Below are 15,980 nucleotides of genomic sequence, written 5' to 3'. Positions count from 1 at the left end.
AAGCTGCCTAGAACAGGCTCAGTTGCGGCGTGGCCGGCGCCTTCGGCTGCTCGGGCGCGCGGAACTGCGTGAAATCGAGGATGCCGCGCGTGCGCTCGTTGAGCCCGAGACGCTTGACCGCCTTCTGGAAGCGCTGCTTCAGCAGGTCGGCCCACAATCCTTCCCCCTTCATCCGGCTGGCGAAATCGGACTCGTAGTCCTTGCCGCCGCGCATGTCGCGCACCCGCGCCATCACACGCTCGGCCCGGTCGGGGAAATGCGCGCCCAGCCACTCGCGGAACAGCGGCGCCACCTCCCAGGGCAGGCGCAGCACGATGTAGCTCGCATGGGTGGCGCCGGCCTCGAAGCAGGCCTCCAGCACGCGCTCCATGTCGGGCTCGGTGACGAACGGGATCACCGGCGCGATGCTGACCCCGACCGGCACGCCCGCCTCGGCCAGCGCGCGGATCGTGCGCAACCGACGCGAAGGCGTGGCCGCGCGCGGCTCCAGCGCGCGCGCCAGGTCGGCGTCGAGCGTGGTGATCGTGACTGCCGCCATCACCTGGCCGCGTTCTGCCATCGGCGCGAGCAGGTCGAGATCCCGCTCGATCAGCGAGGACTTGGTGATCGCCGCGAAGGGCTGGCCGTGATCGTGCATCACCTGGATCACCTCGCGCGTGATGCGACGCTCGCGCTCGCAGGGCTGGTAGGCGTCGGTATTGACGCCGAGCGCGATCGGCTCGGGCACGTAGCCGCGCTTGCCGAGCTCGCGCTCCAGCAGTTCCGCCGCATTGACCTTGGCGTAGATCCGACTCTCGAAATCGAGGCCCGGCGACAGGCCGAGGTAGCTGTGGGTCGGCCGCGCGAAACAGTAGATGCAACCATGCTCGCAGCCGCGATACGGATTCAGTGAGACATTGAAGGGAATATCGGGCGAGGCGTTGCGCGTCAGGATGCTCTTGGCGCGCTCGTCGAACACCTGGGTGCGCAGCGCGGGACGCGCCTCGTCGTCCTCGCCGAGCCAGCCGTCGTCGACACCTTCTCGCTGGTCGGTCTCGTAGCGGCCCTGCAGGTTGCCCACGGCGCCGCGCCCCTTGCGCGGCACGGGCGGCGCCACCGGATATTCGGTATCGGATCGATCGCTCATCACGCCTCTTCGTCACGGCAGGCGCAAGCGAAATATTGCCGCGCCAGATACTGTGTATTTATACAGTATTCCGACGCGCGCTGCCAAGCCGGATTCCGGCCGTTCGACGATTCGGGCGCGGGCCGGCCGCGATCAGTCGTCGACGGCGATGCTCAGCGTTTCCTTGATCTCCTCCATCACCACATAACTCTTCGACTGCACGGCCCCAGGCAGTTGCAGCAGGATGTCGCCGAGCAGCTTGCGGTAATCTGCCATCTCGCCGATGCGGGCCTTGATCAGATAGTCGAAATCACCCGACACCAGGTGGCACTCGAGCACTTCGTCGATCTTCATCACCTCGCGACGGAACTGCTCGAACATGTTGCCGCTCTTGTGGTCGAGCGTGATCTCGACGAACACCAGCAGCGCCGCGCCAAGCTGGGCCGGGTCGACGCGCGCGTGATAGCCGGTGATCACGCCGTCGCGCTCCATGCGGCGCACGCGCTCGATGCAGGGCGTGACGGTCAGGCCGACCTGCTCGGCCAGGTCCTTCATCGCCATGCGGCCGTCCTGTTGCAGCAGGCGCAGGATCCGGCGGTCCAGCTTGTCCAGCGCGCGTACCGGTTGACGTTGAGTTCTCATGCTGTTTTTTCTGAAAATCGAAAAAATACAATAACAAAAACTGGGACGTCGACAATACCATAGCGAAAAAAACCAGGTCGGAACGTGCAGGCAGTGGCGTGGCAACGCCCCCGGCGGGTTCCGCTTTTTTTCGTCTGGAGCAGCTATGCGTGTGGTGATTCTGGGAAGCGGCGTGGTGGGCGTGACGAGCGCCTATTATCTGGCACGCGCCGGCCATGAGGTGACGGTGATCGACCGCGAGGCGGGCCCCGCGCTCGAGACGAGCTTTGCCAACGCTGGCCAGATCTCGCCCGGCTACGCCGCCCCCTGGGCCGCGCCCGGCGTGCCGCTGAAGGCCGTCAAGTGGATGTTCGAGAAGCATGCGCCGCTGGCGATCCGTCTGGACGGCACGCGCTTCCAGTTGCAGTGGATGTGGCAGATGCTGCGCAACTGCACCGCCGAGCGTTATGCGGTCAACAAGGGCCGCATGGTGCGCCTGGCCGAATACAGCCGCGACTGCTTCCAGGCGCTGCGCGCCGACACCGGCATCGCCTACGAAGGACGCACCGGCGGCACGCTGCAACTGTTCCGCACCCAGGCGCAATTCGACGGTGCCGCGAAGGACATCGCGGTGCTGCGCGACGCGAACGTGCCGTTCGAACTGCTGACGGCCGACCAGTTGAAGAATGCCGAGCCGGCGCTCGCCGCGGTCTCGCACAAGCTGACCGGCGGCCTGCGCCTGCCCGGCGACGAAACCGGCGACTGCCAGTTGTTCACCACGCGCCTGGCGGCGATGGCCGAGGAGCTCGGCGTGCAGTTCCGCTACAACACGCCGATCGACGCACTGGCGATCGCCGGCGGCCGGATCGCCGGCGTGCAATGCGGCGGCGAGCTGGTGCGCGGCGATGCCTACGTGGTCGCGCTCGGCTCGTATTCGACGCGCTTCCTGTCGAACATCGTCAAGATCCCGGTCTACCCGCTCAAGGGTTATTCGATCACGGCGCCGATCGTCGACGCGGCCGCCGCGCCGGTGTCGACCGTGCTCGACGAGACCTACAAGATCGCGATCACGCGTTTCGACTCGCGCATCCGCGTGGGCGGCATGGCCGAGATCGCCGGCTTCGACAAGCGCCTGAACCAGGCCCGTCGCGAGACGCTCGAAATGTGCGTCAACGACCTGTTCCCGGGCGGCGGCGATACCTCGAAGGCCAGCTTCTGGACCGGCCTGCGCCCGATGACGCCGGACGGCACGCCGATCGTCGGCCGCACCCCCGTGCCGAACCTGTTCCTGAACACCGGCCACGGCACGCTGGGCTGGACCATGTCCTGCGGCTCGGGCCAGTTGCTGGCCGACCTGATGTCGGGCAAGAAGCCGGCGATCCAGGCCGACGACCTGTCGGTCCACCGCTATCTCGACGAGACCGTCGGCAAGCCGCGCCCCGCCTACGCCTGAGCACGGCATAGCACCGGCTCGATGCAAGAAGGGCACCCGCAAGGGTGCCCTTCTTCATTTTTGCGTCCCGCCGAGCCGCCGGCCCCGGCAGGACGAAACAGCCTTCCTCAGAACTGGTCCTCGGTCAGCGCCAGCACGCTGTCCTGGCCGGTCGCGCTGACGATCGACGCGGCGATCGCCGGCGCCTGCACCAGCACGTGCTGGGCATAGAACTGCGCGATCGCGATCTTCGCGTCGTGGAAGGCCGGATCGTCCGCGCGCCGTGCCTGCGCGGCGAGCAACGCGCGTCCCATCTGCCAGCCGCACAGCACGATGCCGGCCAGCTTCAGGTAGGGAACGCTGCCGAGGAACACCGCGTTCGGATCGCCCTTGGTGTTGGCGACCACGAACTCGACCGCGGCCGCCAGCGACTTCGCGCCGTCGGCGAGATGGCGGCGCATCGCGGCGAAGGCCGGCGTGTCCTGCGCGCCGAGCGCCTCGACGGTTTCATCGATTCCGGCGAGCAACGACTTCGCGACGGCGCCGCCGTCGCGCACGGTCTTGCGGCCCACCAGGTCGTTCGCCTGGATCGCCGTGGTGCCTTCGTAGATCGCCAGGATGCGCGCGTCGCGATAGTACTGCGCCGCGCCCGTCTCCTCGATGAAGCCCATGCCGCCGTGCACCTGCACGCCGAGGCTGGCGACCTCGTTGACCATCTCGGTGCTCCAGCCCTTCACGACCGGCACCAGGTACTCGTAGATGGCCTGGTGACGCGCGCGCTCGGCCGCGTCGGGATGCGCGTGCGCCTGGTCGCTATGCGCGGCGGCGACATAGGCCAGCGCGCGCGCGCCTTCGGTCATCGCGCGCATGGTGCCGAGCATGCGGCGCACGTCGGGATGATGAATGATGGTGACCGACTGCTTGGCCGAGCCGTCCACCGGGCGGCTCTGCACGCGCTCCTTGGCGAACGCGGCGGCCTTCTGGTAGGCGCGGTCGGCCACGCCGATGCCCTGCATGCCGACGCCGAAGCGCGCAGCGTTCATCATGATGAACATGTATTCGAGGCCGCGGTTCTCCTCGCCGACCAGGTAGCCGATCGCGCCGCCGTGGTCGCCATATTGCAGCACCGCGGTCGGGCTCGCCTTGATGCCGAGCTTGTGCTCGATCGACACGCAATGGACGTCGTTGCGCTCGCCGAGGCTGCCGTCTTCCTTGACCAGGAACTTCGGCACGATGAACAGCGAGATGCCCTTCACGCCCTCGGGTGCGCTCGGCGTGCGCGCCAGCACCAGGTGGACGATGTTGTCCGCCATGTCGTGCTCGCCCCAGGTGATGAAGATCTTGGTGCCGAACACCTTGTAGCTGCCGTCGCCCTGCGGCTCGGCGCGCGAGCGCACCAGCGCGAGGTCGGAGCCGGCCTGCGGCTCGGTCAGGTTCATGGTGCCGGTCCACTCGCCCGAGATCAGCTTCGGCACGTAGCGCGTCTTCTGCTCGTCGGTGCCGGCCGTCAGCAGCGCCTCGATCGCGCCGTCGGTCAGCAGCGGGCACAGCGCGAAGGACAGGTTCGAGGCGTTCAGCATCTCGATGCAAGGCGTGGCGATCAGCTTGGGCAGGCCCTGGCCGTCGTACTCGGTGGGATGCTGCAGCCCCTGCCAGCCGCCCGCCACGAACTGGCGGAAGGCTTCGCCGAAACCGGCCGTCGCCGTCACGGCGCCCTGGCTCCATGAGCTCGGCTGCTTGTCGCCTTCGACGTTCAGCGGCGCCAGAACCTCGCCGCAGAACTTCGCCGACTCGTCGAGCACGGCCTGCGCCGTGTCGAAGCCGGCATCCTCGAAGCCGGGCAGCTTCGCGACGTCGTCGATGCCGGCCAGCTCCTTCATCACGAACAGCATGTCCTTGACGGGCGCGATATAGCTCATGGTGCTCCTCTCCTCTGTCTGCTTATGGGTAAAAAAAGGGGCGCTTGCCGCGCCCCTTGGTCGTGGTGCTCAGCGCCTCGTCACCGATGCGCGATGCCGCTCGCGGCTCAGCCGAGCGCGGACACCAGCTCCGGCACCACCGTGAACAGGTCGCCGACGATGCCGTAGTCGGCCACGCTGAAGATCGGCGCTTCCTCGTCCTTGTTGATCGCCACGATCACCTTCGAGTCCTTCATCCCGGCCAGATGCTGGATCGCACCCGAGATGCCCACCGCGATGTACAACTGCGGCGCCACGATCTTGCCCGTCTGGCCCACTTGATAATCGTTCGGCACGTAGCCCGCGTCGACCGCCGCGCGCGAGGCGCCCAGCGCCGCCGACAGCTTGTCGGCCAGCGGCTCCAGCACCTTCGTGTAGTTCTCGCCGCTGCCCAGGCCCCGGCCGCCCGACACGATGATGTTCGCGCTGGTCAGCTCCGGACGATCGAGCTTGGTCACTTCACGGTTCACGAACTGCGACTTGCCACTGTCGGCCGCCGCCTCGATCTTCTCCACCGATGCGCTGCCGCCTTCGGCCGCCACCGGATCGAAGCCCGTCGAGCGCACCGTGATCACCTTGATCGCATCGCTCGACTGCACCGTCGCGATCGCGTTGCCGGCGTAGATCGGGCGCTCGAAGGTATCGGCGCTGTCCACTGCCGTGATGTCCGAGATCTGCGCCACGTCCAGCTTCGCCGCGATGCGCGGCGCCACGTTCTTGCCGTAGGCCGTGGCCGGCGCCAGGATGTGCGAATAGTCCTTCGCGATGTTCAGCACCGTGGCTTCCACGTTCTCCGCCAGGCCCTCGGCCAGTTGCGGCGCATCGGCCAGCAGCACCTTCGCCACGCCGGCGATCTTCGCCGCCGCGTCGGCCGCGCCCTGCGCGTTGCCGCCCGCCACCAGCACGTGGATGTCGCCGCCGATCTTCTGCGCGGCCGCCACCGTGTTCAGCGTCGCCGCCTTGATCGTGGCGTTGTCGTGTTCGGCAATGATCAGAATCGTCATCTTCTCGTCTCCCCTTACAGCACTTTCGCTTCGGTCTTCAGCTTCTCGACCAGCGTCTTCACGTCGGCCACCTTCACACCCGCCGCGCGCTTGGGCGGCTCCGACACCTTCAGCGTCTTCAGGCGTGGGCTCACGTCCACGCCCAGGTCTTCCGGCTTCACCGTCTCGAGGGGCTTCTTCTTCGCCTTCATGATGTTGGGCAGCGTCACGTAGCGCGGCTCGTTCAGGCGCAGGTCGGTGGTCACCACCGCCGGCAGCGTCAGCGCCAGCGTTTCCGAGCCGCCGTCCACTTCGCGCGCGACGGTGGCTTTACCGTCGGCCACCGTCACCTTCGAGGCGAAGGTCGCTTGCGGCAGGCCTGCCAGCGCCGCCAGCATCTGGCCCGTCTGGTTCGAATCGTCGTCGATCGCCTGCTTGCCGAGGATCACCAGTTGCGGCTGCTCCTTGTCCACCAGCGCCTTCAGGATCTTCGCCACGCCCAGCGGCTCCACGCCTTCGCCGGCTTCCACCAGGATCGCGCGGTCCGCGCCGATCGCCAGCGCCGTGCGCAGCGTCTCCTGCGCCTGCGCCACGCCGATCGACACGGCGATCACTTCCGTCGCCGTGCCCGCTTCCTTCAGGCGCACCGCCTCTTCCACCGCGATCTCATCGAACGGGTTCATCGACATCTTCACGTTCGCGATATCGACGCCCGTTCCGTCCGACTTCACGCGAACCTTCACGTTGTAGTCGACCACTCTCTTTACCGGCACCAGGATTTTCATGCACACGCTCCAAAGTTACGAATACGACCGACGGCCATTTTATAGTGTCGCCCACCTCCGAGGCGGCAACCCGGGCCTCGCGGCCCCTCGACCGACGAGGATAACGGCATTCGGCGACACGCCGGCAATAGCGAACGATCGTTCTATTTTAAGGGAGAAAAAACCCGGACGCCAAGCCCGGGTTTTGGACCCCCGCCTCTAATCGCCGGCACGCACGATGCTCCACCGCGCGCCGGTCACCACGACGCGATCACCGCGCCGCCGAATTTGCCTTCCAGATAGCGCTTCACCTCGGGCGAGCGGTAGGCGGCCACCAGCTTGGCGACCCAGGGCTTGCCCCGATCCGCCTCGCGCACCGCCAGGATGTTCACGTAAGGGCCGTCCGCGCTCTCGATCGCGATCGCGTCGCGCCTGGGCTGCAGGCCCGCTTCCATCGCGAAATTGGTGTTGATCACGGCCGCGTCGACATCGGCCAGCGAGCGCGGGATCTGCGCCGCGTCCAGTTCGACGATCTTCACGCCGGACGGATTGCCGACGATATCGAAGCGCGTCGCGGCCAGCCCTGCGCCATCGCGCAGCTTGATCACGCCCTGCTTCTGCAGCAACAGCAGGGCCCGCCCGCCATTGGTGGGATCGTTCGGAATCGCGATCCGCGCGCCCTTGGGCAGCGCCGACAGCGACGCAATCCGCTTCGAATAGATGCCCATCGGGAAGGTCACGGTATCGGCCACGCGCACGATCCGGTAGCCGCGATCCTTGACCTGCGCGGCCAGATACGGCGCGTGCTGGTAGCTGTTCGCGTCGAGGTCGCCCGCCGCCAGCGCCGCATTGGGCTGCACGTAGTCGGAGAACTCGACGATACGGATCTCGAGCCCCTGCGCGGCGGCCACCTTCTTCACCGCCTCCATCACCTGCGCATGCGGGCCGGCCGTCACGCCGACGCGGATCGTCTCGGCCGCCGCGCGCGCGGCACCGAAACCGAGCACGACGGCAGCCAGCAGCGCGCCGGCGACAAGCTTGCGTCTTTGCATCGGGACAGGCTCCGTGATGAGGATCGCCCGGCATCAAGCCAGGCGATCGGGTCGGCAAGGGCGACGGGCCGCGCGAGGGCCCGACGGGGAATCAGCAATAGCGGCGTCGACCGCCGGCCAGGGCTTCAACGCAGGTTCAGCGATGACTGAGCCGACGCACCAGCCAGTCGCCGAACGACTGCACGATCTGCACGAACACGATCAGGATCACCACCACGGTCCACATCACCTCGGGCTCGTAGCGCTGGTAGCCATAGCGGATGCCGAGATCGCCGAGCCCGCCGCCGCCGATCGCGCCGGCCATCGCCGAGTAGCCGACCAGCGACACGAAGGTGATGGTCAGCCCCGCCACGATGCCGGGCCAGGCTTCGGGCAGCAGCACCTTGAACACGATCTGGCGGGTGGTGGCGCCCATCGCCAGCGCGGCCTCGATCAGCCCGCGGTCGACCTCGCGCAGCGCGGTCTCGACCAGCCGCGCGATGAACGGCGCCGAGGCCAGCGTCAGGGGCACCACGGCGGCGGCGGTGCCGATCGACGAACCGACGATCAGGCGCGTGAACGGAATCACCGCCACCAGCAGGATGATGAAGGGAGTCGAGCGCACCGCGTTGACCAGCCCGCCCAGCGCGCGATTGACGCCGAGGTTCTGCAGCACGCCCTGGCGATCGGTCAGGTACAGCAGCACGCCGAGCGGCAGCCCGACCAGCGCGCCGACCACGCCCGAGATGCCGACCATGATCAGCGTCTCCCAGAACGACTGCACGAACATATCCAGCATTTCACTCAACATGCGACAACTCCTCGACCACCACGCCCTGCTCGCGCAGATACGCGAGCGCCTCGCCGACCTTGCCGGGCTCGCCGCCCGCCAGCACCGCCAGCGAGCCGAAGGCCTGGCCCTGGATCTCGTCGATCTGGCCATGCAGGATGTTGAAGTCCAGCTCGTAGCGGCGGATCGTCTCCGACAGGATCGGCTGGTCCACACCGCTGCCGGTGAAGGCCAGGCGCAGCAGGTGGCCGCGGCCGCTCTTCAGGCGCTCGGCCACGCGTGCCTTCAGCGCCGGCGGCAATTCCTGCGCGATCACGTCGCCGATCAGCGCGCGCGTGACCTCGTGGTGCGGCTGCATGAAGACCTCGATCACCGGCCCGGTCTCGACCACGCGGCCGGCATCGAGCACCGCCACGCGATCGCAGACCTGCTTGATCACCTCCATCTGGTGCGTGATCAGCACGATGGTGAGGCCCAGTTCGCGGTTGATCCTGCGCAGCAGGTCGAGGATCGCACGCGTCGTTTCCGGGTCGAGCGCCGAGGTCGCCTCGTCCGACAGCAGCACCTTGGGCTTGCTGGCCAGCGCCCGCGCGATGCCCACGCGCTGCTTCTGGCCGCCGCTGATCTGGGCCGGGTAGCGATCCTTCTGCGCCGTCAGCCCCACCAGCTCCAGCAGGGGCAGCACGGTCGCCTCGATTTCCGCTCGCTTCACGCCGGCCAGCTCGAGCGGCAGGGCCACGTTCTCGTAGACGGTGCGCGAGGACAGCAGGTTGAAATGCTGGAAGATCATGCCGATGTCGCGGCGCGCGGCGCGCAGATCGGCCGCCGACAACGCGGTCAGGTCGCGGCCGTCCACCACCACGTTGCCCTCGCTGGGGCGCGTGAGCAGGTTGATGGTGCGCACCAGCGTGCTCTTGCCGGCACCGCTGCGGCCGATGATGCCGAACACCTCGCCGCGGGGAATCGTCAGGTTGACGTCGTGCAGCGCCTCGATCCAGCCTTGCGGCCCGGCGAATCGCTGCGACAGGTTGCGAATTTCGATCATGTAAACAAAACGGCGGAAGCTGCGAAGCCGATCGTGTCGGGCCTCGCCGGCGGCCGCCGTCATATCCGGGAATAGCCGCGCATTTTAACGCAAGGGCCTCATTTCCCTTAATAATCGATTTCGCTGCTTTCATAACCAGGCGAAATTAGAGGTGCGTTCCCGCGCAGGCCGGTCGCGGCGCGACTATGATCCTCGGCAACCCAGAACGATTAATGGAGACACCGCCGATGAACGCGACAGCCTCTTCATCCGGGCCCGAGGCCCGGGCCGGCCGCCCGGCGCGCGCCCAGGTGCGCAGCGCCGACGGCCTCGGGCTGGTGGCCTTTCGATGGCAGGGCTGGGCCGCGGCCGATGGCGGCCGCCAGGCGCCCCGCGCCACCGTCGCCCTGCTCCACGGTCTGGCCGAGCACGCGCGCCGCTACGACGCGCTGGCCGCGCGGCTGGCGGCGGCCGGCATCGAGCTGGTGGCCATCGACCTGCGCGGCCACGGCTGCTCGCCGGGCCGGCGCACCTGGGTCGATCGCTTCGACCAATACCTCGACGACGCCGATGCCCTGGTGAGTTTCGCCAGGCGCGAGGGCGTGCAGCTGTTCCTGATGGGCCACAGCATGGGCGGCGCGATCGCCGCGCTGTATGCGATCGAGCGCGCGCCGGCACGTGGGCAGCCCCTCGCCGGATTGGTGCTGTCGAGCCCCGCGCTGGCGCCCGGCCGCGACGTGCCGCGCTGGATGCTGGCGGCCAGCCGCTTCATGAGCCGCGCCTGGCCGCGTTTTCCGGCCTTGAAGATCGATGCTGCCCTGCTCTCGCGCGACCCCGAGGTGGTGGCCGCCAACCGCGCCGATCCGCTGGTCCAGCACGGCGCCGTGCCCGCGCGCACCGGCGCGGAAATCCTGGTCGCGATGGAGCGCATCGCGCGCGGGCGCGCCTCGCTGGCGCTGCCGACGCTGATCTACCACGGCACCGCCGACAAGCTGACCGAGCCGGAAGGCAGCCGCGAGTTCGGCGCGCAGGCCGGGCCGGCCGACAAGACCCTCACGCTTTACGAAGGCAACTACCACGAGACCATGAACGACCTCGAACGAGAGCGCGTGATCGGCGCGCTGATCGACTGGATCGTGGCGCGCAGTTGAACTCGTAGAAGAAAATCGGGAAAGGCCGCGCCGACAACACGGCGGGCAGGCGTCGAGGAGACGCCGTCGCCAAGGCACACGCCGGCCGGCGGCGCGCCTCCGGCGCTCAGACGCCGGCCAGCACGCGCAGGTGCGCGACCACGCTGCGGCCCAGCGCCGACAGGTTGTAGCCGCCCTCGAGGCAGCTCACCACGCGCCCCTGCGCATGCTTGCGGGCGATCTCGCAGATCTGCGTGGTCAACCATTCGTAGTCGGCCTCGACCAGACCCATTCGGCCGAGATCGTCCTCGCGATGCGCGTCGAAGCCGGCCGACACGAACAGCATCTGCGGGCGGAACGCCTCCAGCCGCGGCAGCCACAGCATGTCCACCGTCTCGCGGATCGCCATGCCGCTGGTGCGCGCCGGCACCGGCACGTTGAGCATGTTCGGCGCCGGATGCTCGGTGCCCGAGAAGGGGAACAGCGGGTGCTGGAAGAAGCTGCACATCAGCACGCGCGGGTCGTTCGAGAAGGCGGCCTCGGTGCCGTTGCCGTGATGCACGTCGAAGTCGATCACGGCGACGCGTTCGAGCCCGTGCACGTCGAGCGCGTGACGCGCGGCGATCGCCACGTTGTTGAAGAAGCAGAAGCCCATCGCACGCGCCGGCTCGGCATGATGGCCGGGCGGGCGCACGCTGCAGAAGGCGTTGTCGTAGCGGCCCTCGAGCACCGCGTCGGTGGCCGCGATCGCGGCACCCGCGGCGCGCAGGGCGGCCTGCCAGGTATGGCGGTTCATCGAGGTGTCGGGATCGAGCTCGCAGTAGCCTTCGGCCGGCACGTTCGACTTGATGTAGTCGATATGGGCCCGAGTGTGCACGCGCGCGAGGGCGGCCTCGCTGGCGAAGGGCGCGCTTTCGTGCTCGATCAGTTCGTCGATGCGGCTCGCGATCAGTTGATCCTGGATCGCCGACAGCCGCGACGGACATTCCGGATGCCATTCGCCCATCTCGTGCAGCAGGCAGTCGGGATGCGTGTAAAAGGCGGTTGCCATGACGTGTTTCGCGGCCCCGGCGCGTCCGGGCCGCGAGTCTCCTTCGATGATGATGACGCGTTTGGCCGCGTGCGAATCCGCCGCTAACTTACCACAGCGGCCGGCATGCCGAGCCGGGGCGCGGGATGCCTCAGTTATACTGGCCCGAACTCAACCGCGTCGTCCTCTCCCCCGGTTCCCATGACTTTCCGATCGTCCGCTGTCTCCTCCCCGCTTCGTTTCCGCTCACGTTTCCCGCTCACGAGCCTCGCGCTCGCGGCGGTGGTCGCGACGCTGGCCGCATGCGCGCAGACGCCGGCCGGCCCGCAAGCCTCGCAGGCAAGCCCGGCGATCGCGACCACGCCCGCCCCGGCCCCCGTGCCGGCCCAGCCGGCGGCTCCGCAGCCCCTGCCGGCTGCCGGCCTGTCGCCGTCCGAGGAACAGATCGTGCCGCGGCAGTACGCGAACAATCCCAAGGTCGATGCCTTCATCCACGAGGTCGCCGCGCGCGACGGCCTGGACCCGGCGCGCCTGCGCGCATTGTTCGCCACTGCGAACTATTCGGCCACCGCGGTCAAGCTGGTGCGCCCGGCGCCCTCGCCCTCGGTAAAGAACTGGCGCGTCTACCAATCGCGCTTTCTCGACACGATCCGCATCAACGCCGGCGTGAAGTTCTGGCGTGCCAACCAGGCCACGCTGCAGCGCGCCTCGGCCGAGTTCGGCGTGCCGCCCGAGGTAATCGTCGGCATCATCGGCGTCGAGACCATCTACGGCCGCTACATGGGCAACTTCCCCGCGCTCGACGCGCTGACCACGCTCGCCTTCGACTATCCGGACACGCCGAACCGCGCCGACCGGCAGGCGACCTTCCGCAAGAACCTGGAGGACTTCCTGGTCTGGACACGCGACAGCCAGATCGACCCGACCAGCGTGGTGGGTTCGTACACGGGCGCGATCGGCATTCCTCAGTTCCTGCCGAGCAGCATCCGCGCCTATGCGGTCGACTACGAGGGCAATGGCCATATCGACCTGCGCGCGAGCACCGCCGATGCGATCGGCAGCGTCGCCAACTACCTGAAGCAGCACGGCTGGCAGCCGGGCCGTCCGGTGGTCTGGGAGATCGCGCCCGATGCGGGCAGCCAGGGTGTCGCGCAGGCCGCGGCCGACGGCAAGCCCGAGCCGCACCTGAGCCTGTCGCAACTGACGCAGGCCGGCCTGGCGCTCGACGAGCCCTCGGTCGACGTGCGCGCCGAGGCCGGCACGCCGGTGACGGTGGTCGACCTGCCCAGCCCCAACCGCGCGACCGAGTACAAGCTGGGGCTGCAGAACTTCTACGTGCTGACGCGCTACAACCGCAGCTTCTTCTACGCCCTGGCGGTCTACCAGCTCGGCGAGCGCGTCAAGCAGAAGATGCTGGCCACGCAGTAGGCAAGATCCCGCGATTGCCGATAAAAAAAGCGCTGCCTCTTCGGAGCAGCGCTTTTTTCATGGACGCGCCGCGCGGCGCGTTTCATCGCGACATCGGCGATCAGGCCGGGAACACGCCCGTCGACAGGTAACGATCGCCACGATCGCAGACGATGAAGACGATGGTCGCGTTCTCGACCTGGCGCGCGATCCGCATCGCCACCTCGCAGGCGCCGCCCGAGGAGATGCCGCAGAAGATGCCCTCGACGGCCGCGAGCTTGCGCGCCATCGCTTCCGAGGCGGCCTGGCTCACGTTCTCGACGCGGTCGACCCGGCTGCGGTCGAAGATCTTCGGCATGTAGGCCTCGGGCCACTTGCGGATGCCGGGGATGCGCGAGCCTTCCTCCGGCTGCGCGCCGACGATCTCGATACGCTCGCTCTTCTCCTTGAGGAACAGCGAGGTGCCCATGATGGTGCCGGTGGTGCCCATCGCCGACACGAAGTGCGTGACGCGGCCTTCGGTGTCGCGCCAGATCTCGGGGCCGGTGGTTTCGTAGTGCGCGAGCGGATTGTCGGGATTCGCGAACTGGTCGAGGATCACGCCCTTGCCTTCGCGCTGCATCTGGTCGGCCAGGTCGCGCGCGAACTCCATGCCGCCCTTGACCGGCGTCAGCATGATCTCGGCGCCATAGGCGGCCATGCTCTGGCGGCGCTCGACCGAGAGATCCTCGGGCATGATCAGCACCATCTTGTAGCCGCGGATCGCCGCGGCCATCGCCAGCGCGATGCCGGTGTTGCCGCTGGTCGCCTCGATCAGCGTGTCGCCCGGCTTGATGCGCCCGCGTTCCTCGGCCTTGCGGATCATCGACAGCGCGGGCCGGTCCTTCACCGAGCCGGCCGGGTTGTTCCCTTCGAGCTTGGCCAGGATCACGTTGTTGCGAGCGCGAATCTCGTCGTCCGGCAGCCGGACGAGTTGCACGAGCGGCGTGTTGCCGATCGTGTCTTCGATAGTTTTGTAAGCCATGGACGTAATGTGATTGCGATGCCGGTGAATCCGCCGATTGTAATCCAGCGCCGATTCGACCGCGCGGGGCGGGATCGGCACGCGACGGCGCGCTGGTTCACGGCAGGCGCGAACCTCGGTCGGCATCACGCAAAAAACCCGCGGCAGGGCCGCGGGAAACCGTCGGGCCGCCGACGGCTGAAGGAGTCGTCAGGCATCGCCTGGCCGGGCGTGCCTCATGCGGCACGCCTGCGCCTCACTTGCCCGCTGCCTTGGCGGGCGCCGCCGCGCCGCGTGCCGCCGCCGCGGGAGGAGTCGCGCCCGGTGCCTTGGCCGCGCCGACCGTCAGGCCCTCGGCCACCAGCCGCTCGACCGATTTCTCGCCGATGCCGCTCACGCGCCGCGCGAGATCGGCCGTGTCCTTGTACGGGCCATGCGCCTCGCGCTCCTCGACGATCGCGCGGGCCTTGGCCGGGCCGATGCCCTTGATGCCGCGCAGCGCCTCATCGTTGGCCTGATTGACGTCGACTGCCGCCCACGCCTGCGCGAGCCCCGCAAACCACATCGCCACCACCAGAATCTTCTTCAGCATCCGGATCTCCCCATCAAGAAAAACGGCCGGCGGCTGCCGACCGTGAGACCCAGTCTAGGGATGATTCGGGCTGCTTTATAGCTGGCCGAACAGCCAGCGCACGTAACGGTCGACCCCTTCCTGGACGGTCAGGAACGGCGCGTCGTAGCCGGCCGCGCGCAGCTTCGACTGGTCGGCCTGCGTGAAGCACTGGTACTTGCCGCGCAGCGCATCGGGGAACGGCACGTACTCGATCAGCCCCTGCGCGACCTGCTCGGCCAGCGTCAGCGGCGGCTGGCCGTCGAGCGCGCGCAGCGTGTTGACCACCGAGCTGGCGATGTCGTTGAAGGGCTGGGCGCGGCCCGTGCCGAGATTGAAGATGCCCGACTTCTCCGGATGATCGAAGAAGAACAGGTTGACCTTCACCACGTCCTCGACCGAGACGAAATCGCGCGTCTGCTCGCCGGCCGCGTAACCGTTGTACTCGCCGAACAGCTTGACCTTGCCCTCGGCGCGGAACTGGTTGAAGTTGTGGAACGCCACCGAGGCCATGCGACCCTTGTGCGTCTCGCGCGGGCCATAGACGTTGAAGTAGCGGAAACCGGCGATCTGGCTCTTCGCGTCCGGCAGCACGCGGCGGATCACCTGGTCGAACAGGAACTTCGAATAGCCGTAGACGTTGAGCGGCGCCTCCACTTCGCGTTCCTCGACGAAGCGCGTCGAGCCGCCGTAGATCGCCGCCGACGAGGCATAGAGGAACTGCGTGCCGTTCGCCAGGCAGGTGTCGAGCACCGCGCGGCTGTAGCGGAAGTTGTTGTCCATCATGTAGCGGCCGTCGGTCTCCATCGTGTCAGAACAGGCGCCTTCGTGGAACACCGCGCGCACCTTGCCGAAATCGCCGCGCTGGAAGCGTTCGACGAATTCGGTCTTGTCGAGATAGTCGTCGATCTCGCAATCGACCAGGTTCCTGAACTTGTCGGCGCGGCTCAGGTTGTCGACCGCGATGATGCGCGTCTCGCCGCGCTCGTTGAGCGCCTTGACGAGATTCGCGCCGATGAAGCCGGCTGCGCCGGTGACGATGAGGGTCATGATCGTCCTGCTGTCAGAAGATGTAAGTACGAAGCGGCGCGC

General features: G+C 67.8%; 15 protein-coding genes. 3 read left to right on the top strand and 12 right to left on the bottom strand.

What is annotated here, in order from left to right:
• Window positions 1-7: 7 nt before the first annotated feature.
• The gene (locus tag BM43_RS28495) at window positions 8-1,126 is read right to left on the bottom strand and encodes a PA0069 family radical SAM protein (protein WP_036052384.1); all 1,119 of its coding nucleotides are present in this window, start codon (window positions 1,124-1,126) and stop codon (window positions 8-10) included.
• A gap of 132 nt (window positions 1,127-1,258) precedes the next feature.
• A complete protein-coding gene (locus tag BM43_RS28490) occupies window positions 1,259-1,747 on the bottom strand; it encodes an Lrp/AsnC ligand binding domain-containing protein (RefSeq protein ID WP_013697018.1) in 489 nt (162 codons plus the stop codon).
• Window positions 1,748-1,892: 145 nt separating this feature from the next.
• Between BM43_RS28490 and BM43_RS28485 the strand changes: the two genes are divergently transcribed.
• Window positions 1,893-3,179 carry a D-amino acid dehydrogenase gene (locus BM43_RS28485; RefSeq protein ID WP_025099010.1) on the top strand — a complete coding sequence of 429 codons (1,287 nt, stop codon included), beginning with the start codon at window positions 1,893-1,895 and terminating at the stop codon, window positions 3,177-3,179.
• A gap of 107 nt (window positions 3,180-3,286) precedes the next feature.
• Here BM43_RS28485 and BM43_RS28480 read toward each other — a convergent pair whose 3' ends face one another.
• From BM43_RS28480 to BM43_RS28455, 6 genes are all read right to left on the bottom strand, one after another.
• The gene (locus BM43_RS28480; RefSeq protein ID WP_036052387.1) at window positions 3,287-5,077 is read right to left on the bottom strand and encodes an acyl-CoA dehydrogenase; all 1,791 of its coding nucleotides are present in this window, start codon (window positions 5,075-5,077) and stop codon (window positions 3,287-3,289) included.
• Window positions 5,078-5,184: 107 nt separating this feature from the next.
• Window positions 5,185-6,120: an electron transfer flavoprotein subunit alpha/FixB family protein gene (locus BM43_RS28475; RefSeq protein ID WP_013697015.1), complete on the bottom strand. Its 936-nt coding sequence runs from the start codon at window positions 6,118-6,120 to the stop codon at window positions 5,185-5,187.
• A gap of 14 nt (window positions 6,121-6,134) precedes the next feature.
• On the bottom strand, window positions 6,135-6,884 hold the full coding sequence (locus BM43_RS28470) for an electron transfer flavoprotein subunit beta/FixA family protein (RefSeq protein ID WP_036052392.1): 750 nt from the start codon (window positions 6,882-6,884) through the stop codon (window positions 6,135-6,137).
• A gap of 236 nt (window positions 6,885-7,120) precedes the next feature.
• Window positions 7,121-7,915 (bottom strand): MetQ/NlpA family ABC transporter substrate-binding protein, encoded by a 795-nt coding sequence (locus tag BM43_RS28465; RefSeq protein ID WP_013697013.1) that lies wholly within the window; start codon window positions 7,913-7,915, stop codon window positions 7,121-7,123.
• A gap of 136 nt (window positions 7,916-8,051) precedes the next feature.
• The gene (locus tag BM43_RS28460) at window positions 8,052-8,705 is read right to left on the bottom strand and encodes a methionine ABC transporter permease (RefSeq protein ID WP_013697012.1); all 654 of its coding nucleotides are present in this window, start codon (window positions 8,703-8,705) and stop codon (window positions 8,052-8,054) included.
• Window positions 8,695-9,729, bottom strand: coding sequence for a methionine ABC transporter ATP-binding protein (locus tag BM43_RS28455; protein WP_013697011.1), 1,035 nt, complete (start codon window positions 9,727-9,729; stop codon window positions 8,695-8,697). Before BM43_RS28455 ends, BM43_RS28460 begins: the two co-directional genes overlap by 11 nt.
• Before the next feature lie 290 nt (window positions 9,730-10,019).
• On the opposite strand from BM43_RS28455, the gene BM43_RS28450 reads away from it, so the two are divergent.
• Window positions 10,020-10,859: an alpha/beta hydrolase gene (locus BM43_RS28450; RefSeq protein WP_036053684.1), complete on the top strand. Its 840-nt coding sequence runs from the start codon at window positions 10,020-10,022 to the stop codon at window positions 10,857-10,859.
• Between the two features lie 106 nt (window positions 10,860-10,965).
• Here BM43_RS28450 and BM43_RS28445 read toward each other — a convergent pair whose 3' ends face one another.
• On the bottom strand, window positions 10,966-11,889 hold the full coding sequence (locus BM43_RS28445; RefSeq protein ID WP_013697009.1) for a histone deacetylase family protein: 924 nt from the start codon (window positions 11,887-11,889) through the stop codon (window positions 10,966-10,968).
• A 180-nt stretch (window positions 11,890-12,069) separates the two neighbouring features.
• Between BM43_RS28445 and mltB the strand changes: the two genes are divergently transcribed.
• Window positions 12,070-13,296 carry a lytic murein transglycosylase B gene (gene mltB / locus BM43_RS28440; RefSeq protein ID WP_036052395.1) on the top strand — a complete coding sequence of 409 codons (1,227 nt, stop codon included), beginning with the start codon at window positions 12,070-12,072 and terminating at the stop codon, window positions 13,294-13,296.
• A 100-nt stretch (window positions 13,297-13,396) separates the two neighbouring features.
• On the opposite strand, the gene cysM is transcribed toward mltB, so the two are convergent.
• The 3 genes from cysM to rfaD form a co-directional block, all read right to left on the bottom strand.
• Window positions 13,397-14,299 carry a cysteine synthase CysM gene (gene cysM / locus BM43_RS28435; RefSeq protein WP_036053687.1) on the bottom strand — a complete coding sequence of 301 codons (903 nt, stop codon included), beginning with the start codon at window positions 14,297-14,299 and terminating at the stop codon, window positions 13,397-13,399.
• 235 nt (window positions 14,300-14,534) lie between these two features.
• Window positions 14,535-14,870: a ComEA family DNA-binding protein gene (locus BM43_RS28430; protein WP_036052397.1), complete on the bottom strand. Its 336-nt coding sequence runs from the start codon at window positions 14,868-14,870 to the stop codon at window positions 14,535-14,537.
• A 75-nt stretch (window positions 14,871-14,945) separates the two neighbouring features.
• Window positions 14,946-15,938, bottom strand: coding sequence for an ADP-glyceromanno-heptose 6-epimerase (gene rfaD, locus BM43_RS28425; protein ID WP_013697005.1), 993 nt, complete (start codon window positions 15,936-15,938; stop codon window positions 14,946-14,948).
• Window positions 15,939-15,980: the final 42 nt, after the last annotated feature.

The organism is Burkholderia gladioli (genome assembly GCF_000959725.1).
Classification (GTDB): domain Bacteria; phylum Pseudomonadota; class Gammaproteobacteria; order Burkholderiales; family Burkholderiaceae; genus Burkholderia; species Burkholderia gladioli.
This window is presented reverse-complemented; position numbering and strand designations above follow the sequence as displayed.

What these genes read in the sequence shown, in the direction of transcription:
- BM43_RS28445 (WP_013697009.1), bottom strand. Translation starts at nt 11,889, where the DNA reads ATGGCAACCGCCTTTTACACGCATCCCGACTGCCTGCTGCACGAGATG.
- cysM (WP_036053687.1), bottom strand. Translation starts at nt 14,299, where the DNA reads ATGGCTTACAAAACTATCGAAGACACGATCGGCAACACGCCGCTCGTG.
- mltB (WP_036052395.1), top strand. Translation starts at nt 12,070, where the DNA reads ATGACTTTCCGATCGTCCGCTGTCTCCTCCCCGCTTCGTTTCCGCTCA.
- BM43_RS28455 (WP_013697011.1), bottom strand. Translation starts at nt 9,729, where the DNA reads ATGATCGAAATTCGCAACCTGTCGCAGCGATTCGCCGGGCCGCAAGGC.
- BM43_RS28490 (WP_013697018.1), bottom strand. Translation starts at nt 1,747, where the DNA reads ATGAGAACTCAACGTCAACCGGTACGCGCGCTGGACAAGCTGGACCGC.
- rfaD (WP_013697005.1), bottom strand. Translation starts at nt 15,938, where the DNA reads ATGACCCTCATCGTCACCGGCGCAGCCGGCTTCATCGGCGCGAATCTC.
- BM43_RS28475 (WP_013697015.1), bottom strand. Translation starts at nt 6,120, where the DNA reads ATGACGATTCTGATCATTGCCGAACACGACAACGCCACGATCAAGGCG.
- BM43_RS28465 (WP_013697013.1), bottom strand. Translation starts at nt 7,915, where the DNA reads ATGCAAAGACGCAAGCTTGTCGCCGGCGCGCTGCTGGCTGCCGTCGTG.
- BM43_RS28480 (WP_036052387.1), bottom strand. Translation starts at nt 5,077, where the DNA reads ATGAGCTATATCGCGCCCGTCAAGGACATGCTGTTCGTGATGAAGGAG.
- BM43_RS28460 (WP_013697012.1), bottom strand. Translation starts at nt 8,705, where the DNA reads ATGTTGAGTGAAATGCTGGATATGTTCGTGCAGTCGTTCTGGGAGACG.
- BM43_RS28430 (WP_036052397.1), bottom strand. Translation starts at nt 14,870, where the DNA reads ATGCTGAAGAAGATTCTGGTGGTGGCGATGTGGTTTGCGGGGCTCGCG.
- BM43_RS28495 (WP_036052384.1), bottom strand. Translation starts at nt 1,126, where the DNA reads ATGAGCGATCGATCCGATACCGAATATCCGGTGGCGCCGCCCGTGCCG.
- BM43_RS28485 (WP_025099010.1), top strand. Translation starts at nt 1,893, where the DNA reads ATGCGTGTGGTGATTCTGGGAAGCGGCGTGGTGGGCGTGACGAGCGCC.
- BM43_RS28470 (WP_036052392.1), bottom strand. Translation starts at nt 6,884, where the DNA reads ATGAAAATCCTGGTGCCGGTAAAGAGAGTGGTCGACTACAACGTGAAG.